The organism is Mucilaginibacter sp. P4_C11 (genome assembly GCF_056402115.1).
The window spans coordinates 141,712-159,635 of the sequence record NZ_JBFUIA010000007.1; the positions used below are offsets into that span (position 1 = coordinate 141,712).

The 17,924-nt window shown below is 46.1% G+C and carries 11 protein-coding genes; 5 read left to right on the forward strand and 6 right to left on the reverse strand.

Annotated features, from left to right (window positions below; genetic code table 11):
• The first annotated feature begins 428 nt into the window (after window positions 1-428).
• The 5 genes from AC1DU2_RS08590 to AC1DU2_RS08610 all read left to right on the forward strand — a co-directional run bounded on the left by AC1DU2_RS08590 (window position 429) and on the right by AC1DU2_RS08610 (window position 7,775).
• Window positions 429-1,610, forward strand: coding sequence for an acetate/propionate family kinase (locus AC1DU2_RS08590; protein ID WP_477383738.1), 1,182 nt, complete (start codon window positions 429-431; stop codon window positions 1,608-1,610).
• 9 nt (window positions 1,611-1,619) lie between these two features.
• The gene (locus tag AC1DU2_RS08595) at window positions 1,620-4,004 is read left to right on the forward strand and encodes a phosphoketolase family protein (protein ID WP_477383739.1); all 2,385 of its coding nucleotides are present in this window, start codon (window positions 1,620-1,622) and stop codon (window positions 4,002-4,004) included.
• Window positions 3,992-4,411: a hypothetical protein gene (locus AC1DU2_RS08600; RefSeq protein ID WP_477359835.1), complete on the forward strand. Its 420-nt coding sequence runs from the start codon at window positions 3,992-3,994 to the stop codon at window positions 4,409-4,411. Before AC1DU2_RS08595 ends, AC1DU2_RS08600 begins: the two co-directional genes overlap by 13 nt.
• Window positions 4,412-4,413: 2 nt before the next feature.
• The gene (gene glgP / locus AC1DU2_RS08605) at window positions 4,414-6,066 is read left to right on the forward strand and encodes an alpha-glucan family phosphorylase (RefSeq protein WP_477383740.1); all 1,653 of its coding nucleotides are present in this window, start codon (window positions 4,414-4,416) and stop codon (window positions 6,064-6,066) included.
• 548 nt (window positions 6,067-6,614) lie between these two features.
• The gene (locus tag AC1DU2_RS08610; protein ID WP_477383741.1) at window positions 6,615-7,775 is read left to right on the forward strand and encodes a L,D-transpeptidase scaffold domain-containing protein; all 1,161 of its coding nucleotides are present in this window, start codon (window positions 6,615-6,617) and stop codon (window positions 7,773-7,775) included.
• A 42-nt stretch (window positions 7,776-7,817) separates the two neighbouring features.
• Here AC1DU2_RS08610 and AC1DU2_RS08615 read toward each other — a convergent pair whose 3' ends face one another.
• The 6 genes from AC1DU2_RS08615 to AC1DU2_RS08640 all read right to left on the reverse strand — a co-directional run bounded on the left by AC1DU2_RS08615 (window position 7,818) and on the right by AC1DU2_RS08640 (window position 17,720).
• Complete coding sequence (locus tag AC1DU2_RS08615) at window positions 7,818-9,002, reverse strand: chromate transporter (protein WP_477383742.1); 1,185 nt, start codon at window positions 9,000-9,002, stop codon at window positions 7,818-7,820.
• Window positions 9,003-9,056: 54 nt separating this feature from the next.
• Entirely contained in the window at window positions 9,057-10,142 is a 1,086-nt protein-coding gene (locus AC1DU2_RS08620; RefSeq protein WP_477383743.1) for an efflux RND transporter periplasmic adaptor subunit, read from the reverse strand.
• On the reverse strand, window positions 10,139-13,303 hold the full coding sequence (locus tag AC1DU2_RS08625) for an efflux RND transporter permease subunit (protein WP_477383744.1): 3,165 nt from the start codon (window positions 13,301-13,303) through the stop codon (window positions 10,139-10,141). The genes AC1DU2_RS08620 and AC1DU2_RS08625 overlap by 4 nt, the downstream gene beginning before the upstream one ends.
• Window positions 13,300-14,697, reverse strand: coding sequence for a TolC family protein (locus AC1DU2_RS08630; protein ID WP_477383745.1), 1,398 nt, complete (start codon window positions 14,695-14,697; stop codon window positions 13,300-13,302). The genes AC1DU2_RS08625 and AC1DU2_RS08630 overlap by 4 nt, the downstream gene beginning before the upstream one ends.
• Before the next feature lie 90 nt (window positions 14,698-14,787).
• On the reverse strand, window positions 14,788-15,627 hold the full coding sequence (locus tag AC1DU2_RS08635; protein WP_477383746.1) for a chromate resistance protein ChrB domain-containing protein: 840 nt from the start codon (window positions 15,625-15,627) through the stop codon (window positions 14,788-14,790).
• Between the two features lie 197 nt (window positions 15,628-15,824).
• Window positions 15,825-17,720 (reverse strand): PAS domain S-box protein, encoded by a 1,896-nt coding sequence (locus AC1DU2_RS08640; protein ID WP_477383747.1) that lies wholly within the window; start codon window positions 17,718-17,720, stop codon window positions 15,825-15,827.
• Between the last annotated feature and the right edge of the window lie 204 nt (window positions 17,721-17,924).

A 17,924-nucleotide genomic window follows, 5' to 3' on the forward strand; every position in this document is an offset into this window, starting at 1 on the left:
TTTATCATGGTTAACACTAAACTGATCGTGCAATGCAGAAGCATCCAAATGTTTGTGCCTGTTGTTGGCCAATACAAGTCCCTTTGGTACCTGGGGCATTTAACCACTGTCGGCCAATAAAAACAAGGTATCATTTGATGCTTGTATCTTCCAGACGGTATAAGCTTATTCTGTTAGTTATTATTAAATAACAGCTTATCGCCGTTAAGTATTTAAACGCGTTTGCCATAATTCTACCACCTTAACATTTACCACAAAATTCTATCACAAATAGACCAGGAAAATTCAAAACATTTCAAAGGCCATCCGGTTGTACCTAAGGATATGATATACATCACTATTTATGGTCATGAGCGTCATTCCCCAAGCCGGTAGTAAGCTATAGCTTTGCATTGTAGTCCATTTTAAAACTGCATGATTAAATAAGTATGGCGGTCTCCTTAAATACTTTTCTGTTAACCATTAATTGCGGTTCATCCAGCCTTAAATTTAGTTTGTACCATTCAAGCTCGCTACAGGAAGAGTTATCGGGCAGTGTAGATGCCATTGGCAGTGCAGCAAGTAAACTTGTAATAAGTAAGCAGGAAAAACCGGTACCCGGCCAGGCCGGCGGATTTAAAAACCTGGCTGCAGCGGTGAATGCCGTAATCCGTTGGATTAAACAAAGCCAATATAACAATAGCCTGTTGGCTATAGGGCACCGGCTGGTACAGGGCGGGCCAAACCACCGGGCACCGCAACTCATAACAGATGATTTGCTAAAAACCCTGCGCCAATATGTTTACCTGGCCCCCAACCATTTGCCCGATGAAATTAAAACCATCAAAGCTTTTCAAAAAGCTTTTACGCAGTTACCCCAGGTAGCCTGCTTTGATACCGCCTTCCACGCTGATATGCCCGACGAGGCTAAATATTACCCCTTGCCCGATAAATACCGGGAACAAGGCCTGCTGCATTATGGCTTTCATGGCCTTTCGTACGAATACATTATGCAAAAACTGGCTGCCGATGGTATTGATGTAAATAAACAGCATATCATTATCGCGCATTTGGGCAATGGCGCAAGCATGGCCGCGGTCAAAAACGGAATCAGCGTAGAAACTACCATGGGCCTTAGCCCTATTGGCGGCCTGGTAATGGGCACCCGTTCCGGCGATCTTGATCCGGGCGTAGTACTATTCCTGCTGAAACAAGGGCAATTAACAACCACGCAGCTTGATACACTACTCAGTAAACAATCGGGGTTAAAGGCCATTGCCGGCAAAAGTAATGTGCAGGAATTACTGGGTATGGCTGCTCATGATGCCAAAGCCCGCGCTGCAATTACCACCTTTTGTTACCAGGCACGCAAGTTCATCGGTTCGCTGGCCGCAGCTATGGGTGGGTTAGACCTGCTGGTTTTTACCGGCGGCATAGGCGAGCATTCGGCCGTTATCCGGGAAATGATTTGCCGCAACCTGGATTTTTTAGGCATCCGCATCGACGACAAATTGAACAACCATCACAAAGAAAACATAGAATCATCAACAAGTAAGATTAAAGTGATGGTGCTAAAAACTAATGAAGAAGCAATGATTGCACAACATACACAAACCACTATTTTAAAATAAAAACTCACCATGGAAACCGAAATATTAGATATAGAACAGGCTGAATTATCGACCGAACTATTAAGAAAAATACATGCCTACTGGCGCGCGGCAAATTACATATCGGTAGGGCAACTATACCTGCACCACAACCCATTGTTAAAAGAGCCCCTCAAGCTCGATCATGTAAAAAACATGCTGCTGGGGCATTGGGGAACTACACCCGGGCAAAACTTTATTTATACGCACCTCAACCGGATCATTACTCAATATGATCTGAATATGATCTATGTTTCGGGGCCGGGGCATGGTGGCCCGGCTGTTGTTGCCGGCACCTACCTGGAAGGAACATACACAGAAGTTTATCCTGATATTACGCAGGACGAAGAAGGCTTGCGTAAACTGTTTACCCAGTTTTCTTATCCCGGCGGCATATCCAGCCACGCTTCGCCGCAAACGCCGGGCTCTATTCACGAAGGTGGCGAGCTGGGTTATTCCCTTAGCCATTCATTCGGCGCGGTGCTGGATAACCCCGATTTGATTATTGCCTGCGTTGTAGGCGATGGCGAAGCGGAAACCGGCCCGTTGGCTACAGCCTGGCATTCCAATAAATTCCTTAACCCGCTTACCGATGGTACAGTATTGCCTATACTGCATCTGAATGGTTACAAAATATCTAACCCTACGGTTTTAGCCCGCATTACCCACGAAGAGTTGGAGCAGCTGTTTCGCGGCTATGGTTGGAACCCCATTTTTGTGGAAGGCGAAGATCCGGAGCAAATGCATAAGGATATGGCTGTGGCGCTTGATTACGCTGTTGACCGTATTAAACAAATAAAATATGATGCCGAACAACCCAATACTGAACGCCCGCGCTGGCCGATGATTGTATTACGGTCGCCCAAAGGTTGGACAGGGCCTAAGGAAGTAGATGGTCATAAAATTGAAGGCAACTTTAGGGCCCACCAAATCCCGCTTGCGGTTTCGGCAAGTACGCCACCGGCACATTTGCAAATGCTGGAAGACTGGATGAAAAGCTATCATCCCGAAGAGTTATTTGATGAGCAAGGCAAGCTTATGCCCGAACTGGCCGAACTGGCGCCAAAAGGCGAACGCCGGATGGGTGCCAATCCGCATACCAATGGCGGCAATTTACTGCGCGACCTGCGCCTGCCCGATTTTAAGGATTATGCCACCGTGGTGGAAAGCCCCGGCGCTGACGGCGAAGGCGATACTTATGTGAGCGGCCGTTTTCTAAGGGATGTGATCAAAGCAAACCAGGAAAAGCGAAACTTCAGGATATTTGGCCCCGATGAAACGGTATCAAACCGGCTGGATGCTGTATTCGAAGTAACCAACCGCCAGTGGGCTGCGCCAATAATTCCGTACGATGAATTCCTGGCGGCAGATGGCAGCGTAATGGAAATGCTGAGCGAGCACCAGTGCGAAGGCTGGCTGGAGGGCTACCTGCTTACCGGAAGGCATGGGCTGTTTAATTGCTATGAAGCCTTTATTCATATCGTCGATTCGATGTTTAACCAGCATGCCAAATGGTTAAAAACAACACTCGAACTGCCCTGGCGCAGGCGCATAGCATCGCTTAATATCCTGTTAACATCTACCGTTTGGCGGCAGGATCATAACGGCTTTACCCACCAGGACCCGGGTTTCCTGGACCATGTGGTAAACAAAAAAGCCAACATTGTGCGGGTTTATTTACCACCCGATGCCAACTGCCTTTTATCGGTAATGGATCATTGCCTGCGCAGCTATCATTATGTAAATGTTATTGTAGCAGGTAAACACCCGGCACCACAATGGCTTAATATGGAGCAGGCGGTTGAACATTGCACCCGCGGCATAGGCATCTGGAATTTTGCCAGCAACGACCAGGAGGCCGAGCCTGACGTGGTGATGGCCTGTAGTGGCGATGTGCCAACCTTAGAAACGCTTGCAGCGGTTTCGATTTTAAGGGAACACATGCCCGAGCTGAAAATAAGGGTTGTTAACGTGGTAGATTTGTTTAAACTTCAAAAAAGCACCGAACATACCCACGGTCTTAGCGACAAAGATTATAACGCGCTATTTACCAGCGATAAACCTGTGGTATTTGCCTTCCATGGCTACCCATGGCTGGTACATCGCTTAACTTATAACCGCGCCAACAACGTGAATATGCATGTGCGGGGGTATAAAGAGGAAGGAACTATCACCACCTCTTTTGATATGACGGTACTTAACGAAATGGACCGCTTTCACCTGGTGATGGATGTGATTGACCGCCTGCCACAAACGGGCAGCAAAGGCGTTTACCTTAAGCAGCAGCTTACAGATAAGCTAACCCAGCACAAGCAATATATTAAAGCTAACGGCAAGGATATGCCCGAAATACTTAACTGGAAATGGAAACAATAACGCAAGAGATAACCGTTAAGCCCGATATGCATACCTATTACCGCAGCTATTGCGTTGATAGAAATGACACCGGGATAAAAACAATACCGGCAAATGATTTTAAACCGATTAGTTCCCGATTGATAGAACGGAACAACGCAGTTTATACTTTGCAACCGGGATATGACCGCTACTATCAAACAACCAGCCTGGTAGCCGCCATGGAAAAAGCAAAAGAAGGCGCGCTTGCATGCATAGACGCCTTGATTGACCAGGGTGAGACCGGCAAGCCGGCATTGTTGCAATACCGGATAGACCACTACGAGGATTTGCATGTAAACCTGGTTGATGCCAACATTCAATTGGTTGAGCAGGAGATAACAGAGGACAGGTATTTTAAATGGACACCGTATAGGATTAAAGGTTAAATATGCTCAGTAAACAAGAAATATTTGGCTACGAGCCGGATCAAAAATATAAAACACCGGTCGCTTATTTTTCGATGGAATTTGCGGTTGACCAGGCTTTAAAGATCTATAGCGGCGGACTGGGTTTTTTGTCCGGTTCGCATTTAAGGAGTGCTTACGAGTTGAAGCAAAACCTAGTAGGCATTGGTATGCTGTGGAAATATGGTTATTATGACCAGGTAAGGGATGGCAACGGCTTTATGAAGCCGGAATTTATTGAAAAGCACTATTCCTTTTTACAGGATACAGGCATTCTTTTTACTGTACAGGTGCATGGCGCGCCTGTACATGTCAAAGCCTGGTTGCTAAAGCCCGAAACATTTGGTACCGCACCCTTATTTTTATTGAGTACCGATGTTCCGGAAAACGATGAATTATCAAGGTCTATCACCCACGTACTCTATGATGCTAACGAGGCAACCCGTATCGCGCAAACTATTGTATTAGGTATTGGCGGCGCTACGCTGCTGGATATTTTAGGTTTTGAACCGGATGTTTACCACATGAACGAGGGGCATTCGGTATCGCTAAACTTTTACCTGTACGCCAAATATAAAAACCTGGAAAAAGTAAGGAAACGGGTGGTTTTCACCACCCATACACCAGAAATGGCCGGTAACGAAGCGCATAGCTACGAATTACTAAAAGAGATGTCGTTTTTTTATCATTTACAGGAGCACGAAGTAAAATCGTTATTGGGAATGGAAGGAGAAAATTTTAATTATACCCTGGCCGCCCTTAAATTTTCACGTAAAGCAAATGGCGTATCCAGGCTTCACGGCGAAGTAGCGCGGCAAATGTGGGGCAATAATGCAGGTGTTTGCGAAATTATATCCATCACCAATGCGCAAAATAAAACCTATTGGCGTGATGCTGCTTTAGATGACGCCATTGCTACTCATGATGATGAAGCTATAATTGCCCGTAAAAAAGCGATGAAGCTTGAGTTGTTTAGCGTGGTGGCAAACCAGTGCGGCAAACTGTTTAACCCCAACGTGCTCACCATTGTGTGGGCGCGGCGTTTTGCCGGTTATAAGCGGGCCGACCTGGTGATGCAGGACTGGGACAGATTTTTGGCCATCGTAAGTAATACTAAATACCCCGTCCAATTTATCTGGGCCGGCAAGCCGTACCCGGAGGATGAAAGTTCTATCGCCTTGTTTAACCACATCATTGAGCGTGCCCGCCCATTTGCAAATTGTGCCGTGCTTACCGGTTATGAACTGCATTTATCGGCCTTGCTAAAAAAAGGGTCGGATGTGTGGCTCAACAATCCCCGGATGTACCGCGAGGCATCAGGCACCAGCGGTATGACTGCGGCCATGAATGGCAGCATTAACCTTTCGCTTCCCGACGGCTGGGTACCTGAGTTTGCAAACGATCAAAAAAACTGTTTCGTAATTCAGCCTGCATCCAACCAACTACAGGTGCATGAAAAAGACAGCCAGGAAAACAGGAACCTGATGGATGTGCTCGAAAAAACGGTAGTGCCTATGTATTATGGCGCTCCAAAAAAATGGTTAGGCATCATGAAACAGGCGGCCGCGGATGTGGTACCCGCATTTGAAGCCGGGCGATTGGCCGCTGAATATTATGAGAAAATGTATAAGCTGTAGTAGCTTAGTAATTGTGTCGAAATAGCTTCAGCAAAAGCCCACTCTAAATAGCGTAGCTTTTATGAGCACCAAAGACAACCAAATCGCGTATAATCTCTCCGGTAGGTTACCGTGTACCCACATTTTTTTAACAAAAGAAATTGTCATTTCGATAGAGCTTGAGTGGGAAAGAGCGGGGCGCGAAAGAGAAATCCTGAACGCCCTGTATTACAACAAGTCCCTCGGGATGCAAATTGCTCAAGATTTCTCCTCACCCCACTCGCGCAACCCATCGCAGGTTCGTTCGAAATGACACCATTTTTGTTTAGTGATGAGATCCAAAGACGTGGGTACATGGTAGTCCGGAAGGGGAAACTTTAGCTTCGCGATCGATAAAACAATTTGCTGCCCCAGTTAAAGTGCCTAAACTATTTTTTTAATATTACTTATCAGCCTCTCTGGCTGTTTTAAGGATTTACGTTTGTGCTCAATATCAGTTTTTACAATGACGGACATCATAAATACCAACCCATTTTACAATGATCTTTACAAAGCTAAAACCAAATAAAATGCAAAAATATCATCGCTTGTTTTTCTTTTCGGCAGGAGTAACTTTGTTGTTATTGTTAATTGGCGCTGCACCAAAGGCCGCAGTATACAATGCCCGAAAAGATACATCCGTAACAACCACTATAAAAAGCCAGCTGGCGGTACACCGCAAAGAATTATACTTTCCAAACAGTGTTCAACGCTTTTACCGGCAAACAGGCTTCAGGCTGGCATGGATAGCGCCCGACACCGCCAAAACTCATGCTACCGATGCTATGCTGTTACTTGACTGTGTGGTTACCTACGGACTAAAACATTTGGATTATCACCCAGATCAGTTATTGTACGATAAGTTAAAGTTACTCAGATCAAGCTCAAGCCCGGTTAGCAACAGGCAAAAAGCAATGTTCGACATCCTGTTAACCGATGCAATCCTCGCTTTCGAAAACAACCTGCATTATGGCCGGCTTAACCCGAATTACCCTGACTCAAAAATCGACTCGGGAATTAAAAACGGGTTTAATGCCGAAAAGGTGCTGATTAACGCACTTAAAAGCCAGCAATTTGAAAAAGAGATTAGCAACGTACAACCTCAAACCAAGGCTTATGCTTCCTTGAAACATCAAATGTATTTGATGAAAGGGCTATATGAACTGGATTGTTATGAATTTAGCGTAGCCGACGTGCAACGGGTAGCCATCAATATGGAGCGCCTGCGCTGGTACAGCACCAGGAAAAAAACAGCAGTAGATATAAACATCCCTTCAGGTATATTAACTGTACATACCAAAACAAGCGATCAATACTTCAAAATAAAAATAGACAAGCCGGGCATGGATCTGTTGGCAGCTGGCCTGGATTATTCGGCTATAAATATCACCACCAATAAAGGGCGATTTTTTTTACAGATAAGCAAGCCTGCATATCAAAAGCCGGGAGAGTTAACTATAAACCCGGTTGTTAACCAGGCCAGGCAGGATACCACTGCTATACCGGTTACCGTTGCACATGGGGCCAAACTTGCCGCACAGCTATCAAACGCAGGCAAAAAGCACCCCATCCCGGTCTCGCTTACTTATCTCACCTGCGATATCCGCAACGGGCAGCTGGTTACCTATAAAGATATTTTTTATGCCGACGCACGATTGAAAAAAGCCTTGTATAAAGTTAGCAAGCCTTAATCAGTCCACCTACGGCGGAAATTTCACACCGGCTTAAGCATTTTAATTGCTGATTTTGATGATTAACCCGATAACAGCGGCAACACCAATTACATAAGGCTCTTGTAGTTTTTTGACATAGATAAGTGCAACTACGGTAGCTAAAGCAATCAGCGCTGTCGAAATATCGACAATTGACCGTAATCCGATAATAATTACCGACCCTACCAGGGCGCCTATTACCGATGCGGTGATGCCCTCTACAAATGCTTTGATGCTGGTATTTTTGGCGATCTTTTTAAAGGATGGCGCTAAGGCGACGGTGAATAAATAACAAGGTAAAAAAGTAGCCAAAGCTGCCACACAAGCGCCCGGAAAACCGGCAACAAGGTAACCGATAAACCCAACTGTGATAACCACGGGCCCCGGTGTTATCATAGCTACGGCAACCGCATCTACAAATTGGTTTTCTGTTAGCCAGCCAAATTCTTTTACCACGCCGCCATGCAAAAATGGTACGATAGCCAGGCCGCTGCCAAATACAAACGCGCCCGCCTTTGCAAAAAACCAGGCAATCTCCTGCAAGGTTTTGCCGTCATATTTCCAGAAACCGGTACTTATCAATATTCCGGCTGGCAGTACCGCCGGCTTTTTGATCCACTGGGGCGGCGCTTTGATAACCATATACACAATGCCGCAGCCCAGGAACAATAGTATTTCTTCTCTTTCGGTAATAACCGTAATCACAACGCCGGCGATATAAAAAAGCCAAAGCAGCCATTTGGATTTCATGGCAGCAGGTTCAAACTTACTGATAGATTTTACGGTTAGTTTATAAGCGCTCATCGCGATGATACCAATAACCGCTGCGCCTACCCCATAAAATACCGCCTGCATCCAGGTTAAGCCGCCGTAAAGCTGGTAGGCCATGCCTAACAATACAACCATGATAAATGACGGAATAACAAAAGCCAGGCCCGTAAGCGTTGCCCCAACAAGACCGTAGTGAACAAAGCCGATATAGATACCCAATTGAGCGGCTAAAGGCCCGGGGGCCAACTGCGCTAATGCCAAACCTTCTTTGTATTCTTCGGCCGTTAGCCAGCCTTTTTGCTCAACAAGGTCGCGCTGCATATACCCTACCAAAGCCACCGGGCCGCCAAAACCCCAGGTGCCCAGTTTTAAAAAGTATTTTGTAATATCCAGCAAAGAATAAGCCGGTGGTTGTTTTGTTAATTGCTCTTCCATGGATATTCTCCTCGCTGTGCATATTTTGCCTGGATACAGTATTCACCTTTTTAACTATTGCTTTACCTGCACAGTTGTACCCTCTTTCAGTTCCTCATTGGCCTGCGCCACCAGCTGGTCGCCGGGTTTCAAATCGCCGGCTATCTCGGTTTTTTCCTTGCCGGTAAAACCGGTTTTTACATCTACCCATTGGGTTTTCCCGTTGACCACCCTGATCACAAACTTACGTTCCTGGGTAGATACCACTGCTTTAAACGGCACCAGGAAGCCCTCTTTGGGACGGCTAACCGGCAATACAATTTGGGCGAACATGCCGGGTTTAAGTAAACCGTTAGTATTTGGGAAGGTAAGCTCCCAGGTTTCACTCCGCGTTTGCGGGTCAATGGCATCTGATTTCCGTGCCAGTTTGGCTTTAAACACCTGGCCCGGATTGGCCGATACCGTAAAACTTGCTTCATTATCTTTTAGCGTGGTGGAATTATACGCTTCAGGCACGGCCACATCGACCCTTAAAGAGGACTTATCCTCTACACGAAACATCAGCGTTTTACCGGTATTATCTACAAAATCTCCTTTAAATATGTTCCTGGATGTAACCACACCGTTAAAAGGCGACCGGATCACCAGGTAATCCTCCATCGCTTTATTGGCCTCGGTAGCCGAACGGGAAGCCTGGTATATAGCACTATCCGTCCGCATTTGGTTGCGCGCAATTTCCAGCTCGTTATCAGCCACAGCGCCGGGCGTTTGCGCTGCTTTTAGTAACCTTAAATAAGTTGATTTGCTGGATTCATATTTTGACCTGGTGCCCATGCTGTTACTTTGGCTTTGCGCCTGTGCAGCTTTTAATTCAGGAGCATCAAGGATGCATAAAACCTGGCCTTTAGTAACTTTTGAGCCGATATCAACTTTTACTTCCTTTACATAGCCCGGTGTGCGGGCATAAATATTGGCGCGATCGAAAGGAATAATTTCCCCGGTGAGGTTCAGTTTGTTCGCAATGGGCTCTGGTTTCAGCGTTAACAATTTAACCACAGGCTTCTCTGGCGGGCCTTGCGGCGTTGCTTTTTCAACCTGGTTACCCCCGCAAGCCGACAGCAAGCAAGCCGGGATTAAGAAAATATATTTTATAACTTTCATGATTGATTTTCGGTTAGGGATTGATATTTGCTTTGCGGATCATCCGGATCTAAAGAGATAACAGGCACAGGCCGGTTACCTATGGAGAACTGGTATATTAAAGGTAAAACGATGAGGCTGGAGACCATGGAGAAAATGAGGCCGCCTATAACAGCTGTACCCAAAGGCGATGTCTGGTCGCCCCCCTCGCCTAAGCCTAATGCCATCGGGACCATCCCGGCAATCATTGCCAGGCTGGTCATCAGGATAGGTCTTATCCGGTCTTTAATTCCCTGCAAATAGGGCTCCTGTAACTTTTCACTTCTATATTTTTCTGCCTGGATCACAAACAGGATGGCGTTGGCCACAGCCACACCCACGGCCATGATACAGCCCATATAGGATTGTATGTTCAGTGTTTTGCCACAGATCCATAGCAACAGCAGGCTACCGGCTAAAATGCCTGGAATAACCGAGATGATCACCAGCGATAACCTGAACGACTGGAAGTTTACGGCTAATAACAGAAAAATTACCACAATAGCCAGCAAAATACCATTCTGCAACTCCTGGAAAGTTTGTAAAAAAACTTCGGCCTGGCCCGGCTGTTGTATTTTCATGCCATCGGGTAGTTTTCCGGTTTCATTGATGATCTTATCAATATCGTTAATGGCCGAACCCAGCGCTTTGCCTTGCAAATTGGCCGTAATGGTAATAAAGCGTTTTTGGTTTAAGCGGTCAAGCTCGCCTTCGGTATTGCCCATTTTCCAGGTTGCTACATCGCGCATATAAACCTGCTTACCGTTGTTGGAGCTCAACAAAATATTATCCACCTGCGCGGGGTCGTTCATCACCAGCTCAGGTATCTGCACCTGTACCTGGTAGGCTGTTCCGGCTGTTTTATCCACCCAATAGTTGGGCTGCGTAAAACGGCTGGATGAAGTTGCCGCAGCCAGCGATTTCCCGGCATCCTCAACAGTAAGGCCTAACTGGCCCAGCTTTACCCGGTCAAATTCAATTTTCATGGCCGGATAACCCTGCGGGGCGCTATAAGCCACATCGCGCAGGTACTGCAGGGTTTTCAAACGTTCAACAATCTTTTTCCCAAACTGGCGGTCCTGTGCCAGGCTTTTACCTAAAACCTGTACCTGTATAGGTGTGCCAGTTCCCTGGCTCATCACCTGGCCCACCAAATCGGCAGGCTCAAAAGAAATATGCGCTCCGGGCATTTGCGTACTTACCGCCTGGCGTACCTTTTCCCTGAAATCATCCAGTTTAATGCCCGAGCCTGATATAAATTTAACCTTTAGCAGAGCTTCTTCGGGCCCGCTGGTCCACAGGTGAATAACGCTCACCGGGTAACTTGAACCCACCAAACCAACATAGGCGGACGATATCGCGATTTTATTGCCACCAGACAGGCTATCAACCAGGTGCAGCAATTGTTTTGTATTTGCCTCCGTCCGTTCAATACGTGTTCCTTCGGGCAACCTTAGCCTTACCTGGAACTGCCCGGCATCAACTTTAGGAAATAATTCTTTACCAACTGTTATAAAAAGCAGCGCCACCAGGCCAAATGAAATTAGCAGGTAAACGGGTATCAGGATGTTTCTGCCCGGCGAAAGCCGGTTAATCAGCCTTCCATGTCGTTCTTTAAAACGGGCCATGCGCTTGCCTTCTTTTGCGGTTTCGGCCGGCTGGTCTTTAAACAACCAATTGGCAACAACCGGCACAAATGATTGTGATAACAGGAACGAGGCTATCATGGCAAAACCAACAGCCAGCGAAAGCGGCAGGAACATGGCTTTAGGAATACCCGACATAAAGAAAGCCGGGAAGAATACCGCCAGGATACAAAGGAGGATTAACAATTTAGGCAAAGCAATTTCTTTACAGGCTTCTAAAATGGCCCGTCCCTTCAGTTCGCCTTTTTCCTGGTGATGATGTATATTTTCTATCGTTACGGTGGCTTCATCTACCAAAATACCTATGGCCAGTGCCAGGCCGCCAAGAGTCATGATGTTGATGGATTGCCCAAAAAGCTTGAGGCAGATAACCGCCGAAAGCAAAGCCAGAGGGATAGTTAAAACCACGATGAGCGAACCGCGCCAGTCGCGCAGAAATAGCAATACCATGAGGCCGGTAAGCAAAGCGCCTAAAATGCCCTCCGTCATTAGGCTTTTTAATGAATTGATAACATAGCCCGATTGATCAAACTCATAACTTACTTTAATATCCGGTGGTATGGCGGCCTGCATATCCGGCAACGCAGCTTTCACTTTTTGTACTACATCCCAGGTTGAGGCATCGGCCCTTTTGGTAACGGGGATATAAACCGAACGTTTGCCATTGATTAATGCATAACCTGCTGTAATATCGGCTCCATTATCCACCTGTGCCAGGTCATGTACATAAACGGCCGGGCCGCTGCCAGTTTTTACCGGGATATTGCCCAGATCCTGTATATTATCTACCACCGTATTTTGAGGGGCAATGAGCATCTGATCGCCCACACGAAGGTTACCCGCCGGCAGGATGGTGTTCCCTTTGGCAATGGCCGTTACCAATTCTTCGGGACTGATACCATAGCTCCTTAGTTTATTGGGATCGGCCTTGATGAGCACAGAACGCTGGTTACCGCCAAACGGCGGCGGGGCCGAAACACCTGGCAGGGTGGAGAACATGGGCCGTACTTTAAATAGGGCCAGATCTGATACCTCGCCCAATGACCTGGTGGGGCTGCTGAAAACCAGCTGGCCAACCGCCACGCTGCCCCCGTCAAAGCGGGTTACAAATGGCGATACAGTACCCGGTGGCATGAATGCCCGCGCCCGGTTTACCATTGATACAACTTCGCCGGTGGCCTGCCCCATATCGGTGCCCTCGTAAAAATTCAATTTTAATAAAGTAACACCCTGGATGGTTTTGCTTTCTACAGATTTAATGCCGGTTACATACAAAAAGTGGTACTCATAGTAGGAGGTTACAAACCCTTCAATCTGTTCGGCAGATAGCCCGCCGTAAGTTTGTGCCACGTAAATGGTGGGGGTACCAAGCTTCGGGAAAATATCTACCGGCATGGTACGTATAGATACCACCGCGAAAAAAACGATGGCGATAACGGCTACAACAATGGTGACCGGTTTTCTTAATGAGGCGTATAAAAACTGGATGATGTTCATTTGCCGTATTGATTTAAAAACAGGTTCAGGTTGCCACTGTAGGCCGCTTCATTTAATAATGCCCGCCATGCACTGTAATAAGCGATGCTGACTGTAGCTGCCGACTGAAATAATAATTGCTGTGCCTGTATCACATCATAATAATTAATAAGGCCCGATTTATATCTTGATTGAATACCCTTGTAGGTATACTCGGCCGAGTGTAATTGCTGCGGGGCAAGCTGTGCCGATTGCAGCGCCCTTTGAAAGTTGGATGCGGCAATTTCTTTTTGCGTATTAAGGTGCAATTCCGTTTGCAAAAGTTGCTCACGGCTTGATGCGGTAATGAGTTCCTGTTGTTTCCACAGGGGCTTCTGCCTGAAAACTTCCAATATCGGGAAAGCAATTTGTGCCCCCACGCCATAATTATAACGCTGAAAACGCCAGCCGTCGCCGGAGTTTACCGAACCATCGGCACCAATGCCCGATCCCCGGCCATAGCCGGTGCTCCATAACGTTAATTTGGGCAAGATGCTTCGCTTTAATGACCTCAACGACAGTTCATTGGCATTTACGTTGGCCTGTCCCAATTGCACTTCGGGGTGGCTGGTTGTTATGGTATCAATTAAAGCAATTACCGGTAAATTTTTAAAAAGTGAAGTATCAACCACCAGGCCGGCCGGTAAATAACCACCTACCAGTTCTTTAAGGGCTATCAATGTTGAATCCTGTTGTCTTTCAAAAGCGATTAATTGCATTTGGGCCCGGGTGTACTCCGATTGAAAGGACGAAGAATCGGTTCCCGGTCGCAAACCGCTTATCACCAGGGTTTGGGCCTGTTTCAAATTAAACGCTGCTTTATCAATATTGGACCGGTAAACTTTAATCAGATCGCTAACCAGCAAATAATTTAACCAGGCGCCAATCACATTTACCTGGTGCTGAAACAGGGTTAAGTTCTCGTCTGCCTGCCCGTATTTCAATCTGCCTTTAGCCAGGTCAACCTCGGCACCACGCTGGCCAAAAGTAATGGGTTCCCATTGCAGGTTAAGCGCGGCTGCGCTGCCCGGCACACCGCTATAATCGTTGCCCTTGCTTGGCGGCCCGCTGATGGGTGTAATAAACTGCGGATAAACCATGCCGGTAATATTGTTGGCGGTTGCATAATCTACCTGGTACGATGCATTAAGCGACGGAATAATACCATTCTGCTTATACTTTACAGCGTATTGCAAGGCCTGGGTTTGCAATTTTTTTGCTTTTATCAAAGGATAATTAGCCGTTGCAGTATGCAGCAGGGAATCAAGATAGGGCTTACTTTGCTGCCCCAAAGTTTGCCTGGGAAGTAAAAAACAAAAAAGCACACCTGCAAGCATGCTGATTTTTGGAAAGGCGGATAAATCGGGATATTTCATAGCTGGAAAACCAGTGCTGTATATGTAGGCGCAATACTATGGCAATTTACTACTTTAAAATAGAACAGATTTTACCGAATAGAATCTGCTTTACTTTTTTACCAGGTTTTTTTTGTAATCAGACGCCCTCATCCCCATTTGCTTTTTAAAAATCCGGTTAAAATGGCTTTGGTCCGAAAATCCGGTGAGGTACGCAATCTCTGTTAAAGCGTAATCGGTGGTTTCCATCAGGTTTATTGACTTTTCGATACGCATTTTACGGATATAGTCGCCGAATGATAAATTTTCGAAGTACCTGGAAAACTCCCGCGACAGGTAGGCCGGGTTAATCTTCAGTTCTTCTGATACCTGTTGCAAGCTTAAGCTCATATTGGTATCAATTTGGTCCTGGATCATCTCCTTGATCTCTTTTGCCCACGCGGGCGCTTTTTTTGAGCCTTGCTGTTTTAAGTATTTATTAAAAACTTCCAGCAAAAGGAATTCTACCGGCTCCTGGATATGTTTTTGCTCGTACAGGTATTTGGCCCAGGTGTATAAACCATCGTAAACTTTTATACCCAGCTCCAGCAATTCGTGGTCGTCCGGGATGTTTTTTGATAATCCTAAAAAGATTGCCGACAAACCCGCTGCCTGCGGGGCAAAATCATGCCTATCCGTATCGGCACCGCGGACAATGGCGGCTATGCGGTCGAGCGCGATATCCTTAAGCTGATGTTTCTTTATAAAATAATCAAAAGTACACTGGTCGTCGTAATGCGTGTACTCCACACCCGGAAGATCAAAAGGAATGGCATTTAAGACTGCAGCCTGCGAAATCACCTGGTCTACCGGTACATAAATAATTTCGGCATCGGGATCAATAAAGCGTTTGATGAGCCAGGGACAGGCTATGCGGTCAATCTTCGGATGTTGGCGGGTAATCCATTTCATTTCGTCACCAAAGTTAGAAATCTAATCCTTTTTATAGCAACGGATTCCCTGGCGGCTATCCGGGTATAATCGTAACAAATTTGTTCAAATCAACAGAAACGGAAAAGAAAGCAGTTAACGTTTATTCAGAAATCTTTATAGTAAAAGTACCGCCCATGTTCGATCAATTGTTGACTATAATGTCAGCTACCTCACGATCAGTCCAATGGCAACGAAAAAAAGAAAGTAGAGCCCTTGCCGCTTTCACTCTCTACCCATATTTTACCGTTGTGCCTTTTAATAATTTCGGCACTTAAGTATAAGCCGATACCGAAACCCGAAACGTGACGCAAGTGTTTGTTTTCAACCCGGTAATACCTGTCAAATATCCGGTGAATATCTGGTGGTTTAATACCAATGCCTTCGTCTTTTATACTTACAACCACCGTTTTGCCGTCAATTTTACAATCAACATCAATCAGTTTGCCCTTTGGCGAATACTTAACTGCGTTACTGATGAGGTTGGAAATCACTGAACTTATTTTATCCCGGTCGGCATTTACAGCTATGTCATCACATCCCGTCAAACTAAAGCTGTGACTATTAACAGTGAGCCTTATTTCGTCCAGATTTTCCTGCAGCAACTGACCGAGGCCGAAAGACTCTTTTTCAACGAATAACTGCCCCGACTCCAGCCGCGAAATATTTAGAAAACCGTTAATCATACTGGTCATTTTCCTAACCTGCCTATTAGCGTTTTCCATCGCCCCGGACAAAAACTCATCCTGGTTATGCCTTAGCTTGCTTGTGCCCACCTGTATAATGGCGCTAAGAGAGGTGAGCGGCGTTTTAAGTTCGTGGCTAACCATCCCGATAAAATCATTCTTACGCTGCTCTTCCTGCTTTTTTTCGGTGATATCCCTTGCTATTTTAGATAAACCAATAATATTACCGTTTGTATCCCTAATAGGCGAAATTGTTAAAGAAATATCAAGCAGGCCTCCGTTTTTGTTGAGCCGGATAGTTTCAAAATGTTCTACACGCTCGCCTTTTTTTAACCTGGCCAGTATACGGGGTTCCTCATCCTGGCGGTCGGGAGGGATAATTTTATAAATCGTTTGCCCTATCATTTCATCTGATGTATAGCCAAACATTCGTTCGGCTGCCACGTTCCAGCTGGTTATCACGCCTTCCGGCGTTTTGCTAATGATGGCATCGTCAGAAGATTGAACAATTGCTGCCAGTTTCGCGCTTTTTTCTTCGGCTTGTTTAATATCTGTAATGTCGAGTGTAATGATCAGGCCCGCATCTACTTCGTCCATTTCATTTTTTAACGGCACAAAATGAACAATATAAAACTCGCTGGTACCAGTTTTCCATTCAATCGAAAACTGCTCCCCGCCGATAACTCTTTCATATAGAGGCCTGGAAACTTCGTAGCTTCCGGGCGATACTTCTGCGGGGTGCCTGCCTTCATAGCCCTCGCGGTTAAAGCCCAGTTTTTCCATAATATCCCCCTCTATCGTCACATACCTGTGGCTCCTGTCAATCACCATTATTAATGATCCGGGAATATTCAGCGCGATGGAGCGGAACAATTTCTCGCTTCGCTGCAGGCTGGCCTGGGTTTCAACCAACGCATCATTGGTGGCCGCCAGTTCTTCATTGGCCGCGGCCAGCTCTTCGTTGGCGGCGGCAAAGTCTTCATTGGTAACAGCCAGTTCTTCATTAAGGCCTTGTGTATTATATTCCAGCAACCATACCGCCAGCCTAACAACACCGCCTTCCTTGTTCTTGATGGGCGAATAAACAAAACTAACTGTTGCCGTTTCTTTTCCATCTCCATTAACCCGCCTGATTTCCCGTTCCCGGGTACTGAACGGGCGGCCCTCATGAACAGCTTGTATCAGAACGGTTTCCTCATTATCAAATCTTTCTAACGGAAATATCTCCCGGTAGTGCATTGCTAAAACTTCATGTTCCAACTTCCCGGTCAGTTTCAAAAAATGGGTATTAACCGTTTCAACCAACAGGCTTGCGGCATTTACTATGCAAATACCCACCGGCGCATTCTGCACTACGTAGGTCAAATTGTACTCGTCGATAATTTGCATAGTGTGAACGCATTTGCTGCGAAGGTAAAGATAGCTGAATATCAGTTAGTATCGCCTTTAAAAGTCACTTATCCGTTGACGCATAGTTGCACAAGGATAACTCATTGCATTTGGAAATATAACTGCGCAACTTAATTACGGTAATTGTGATTTTTCCTAAATTTTGGCATTTCACCAGCAGCCTTAGGGGATGGCTGCAAATTG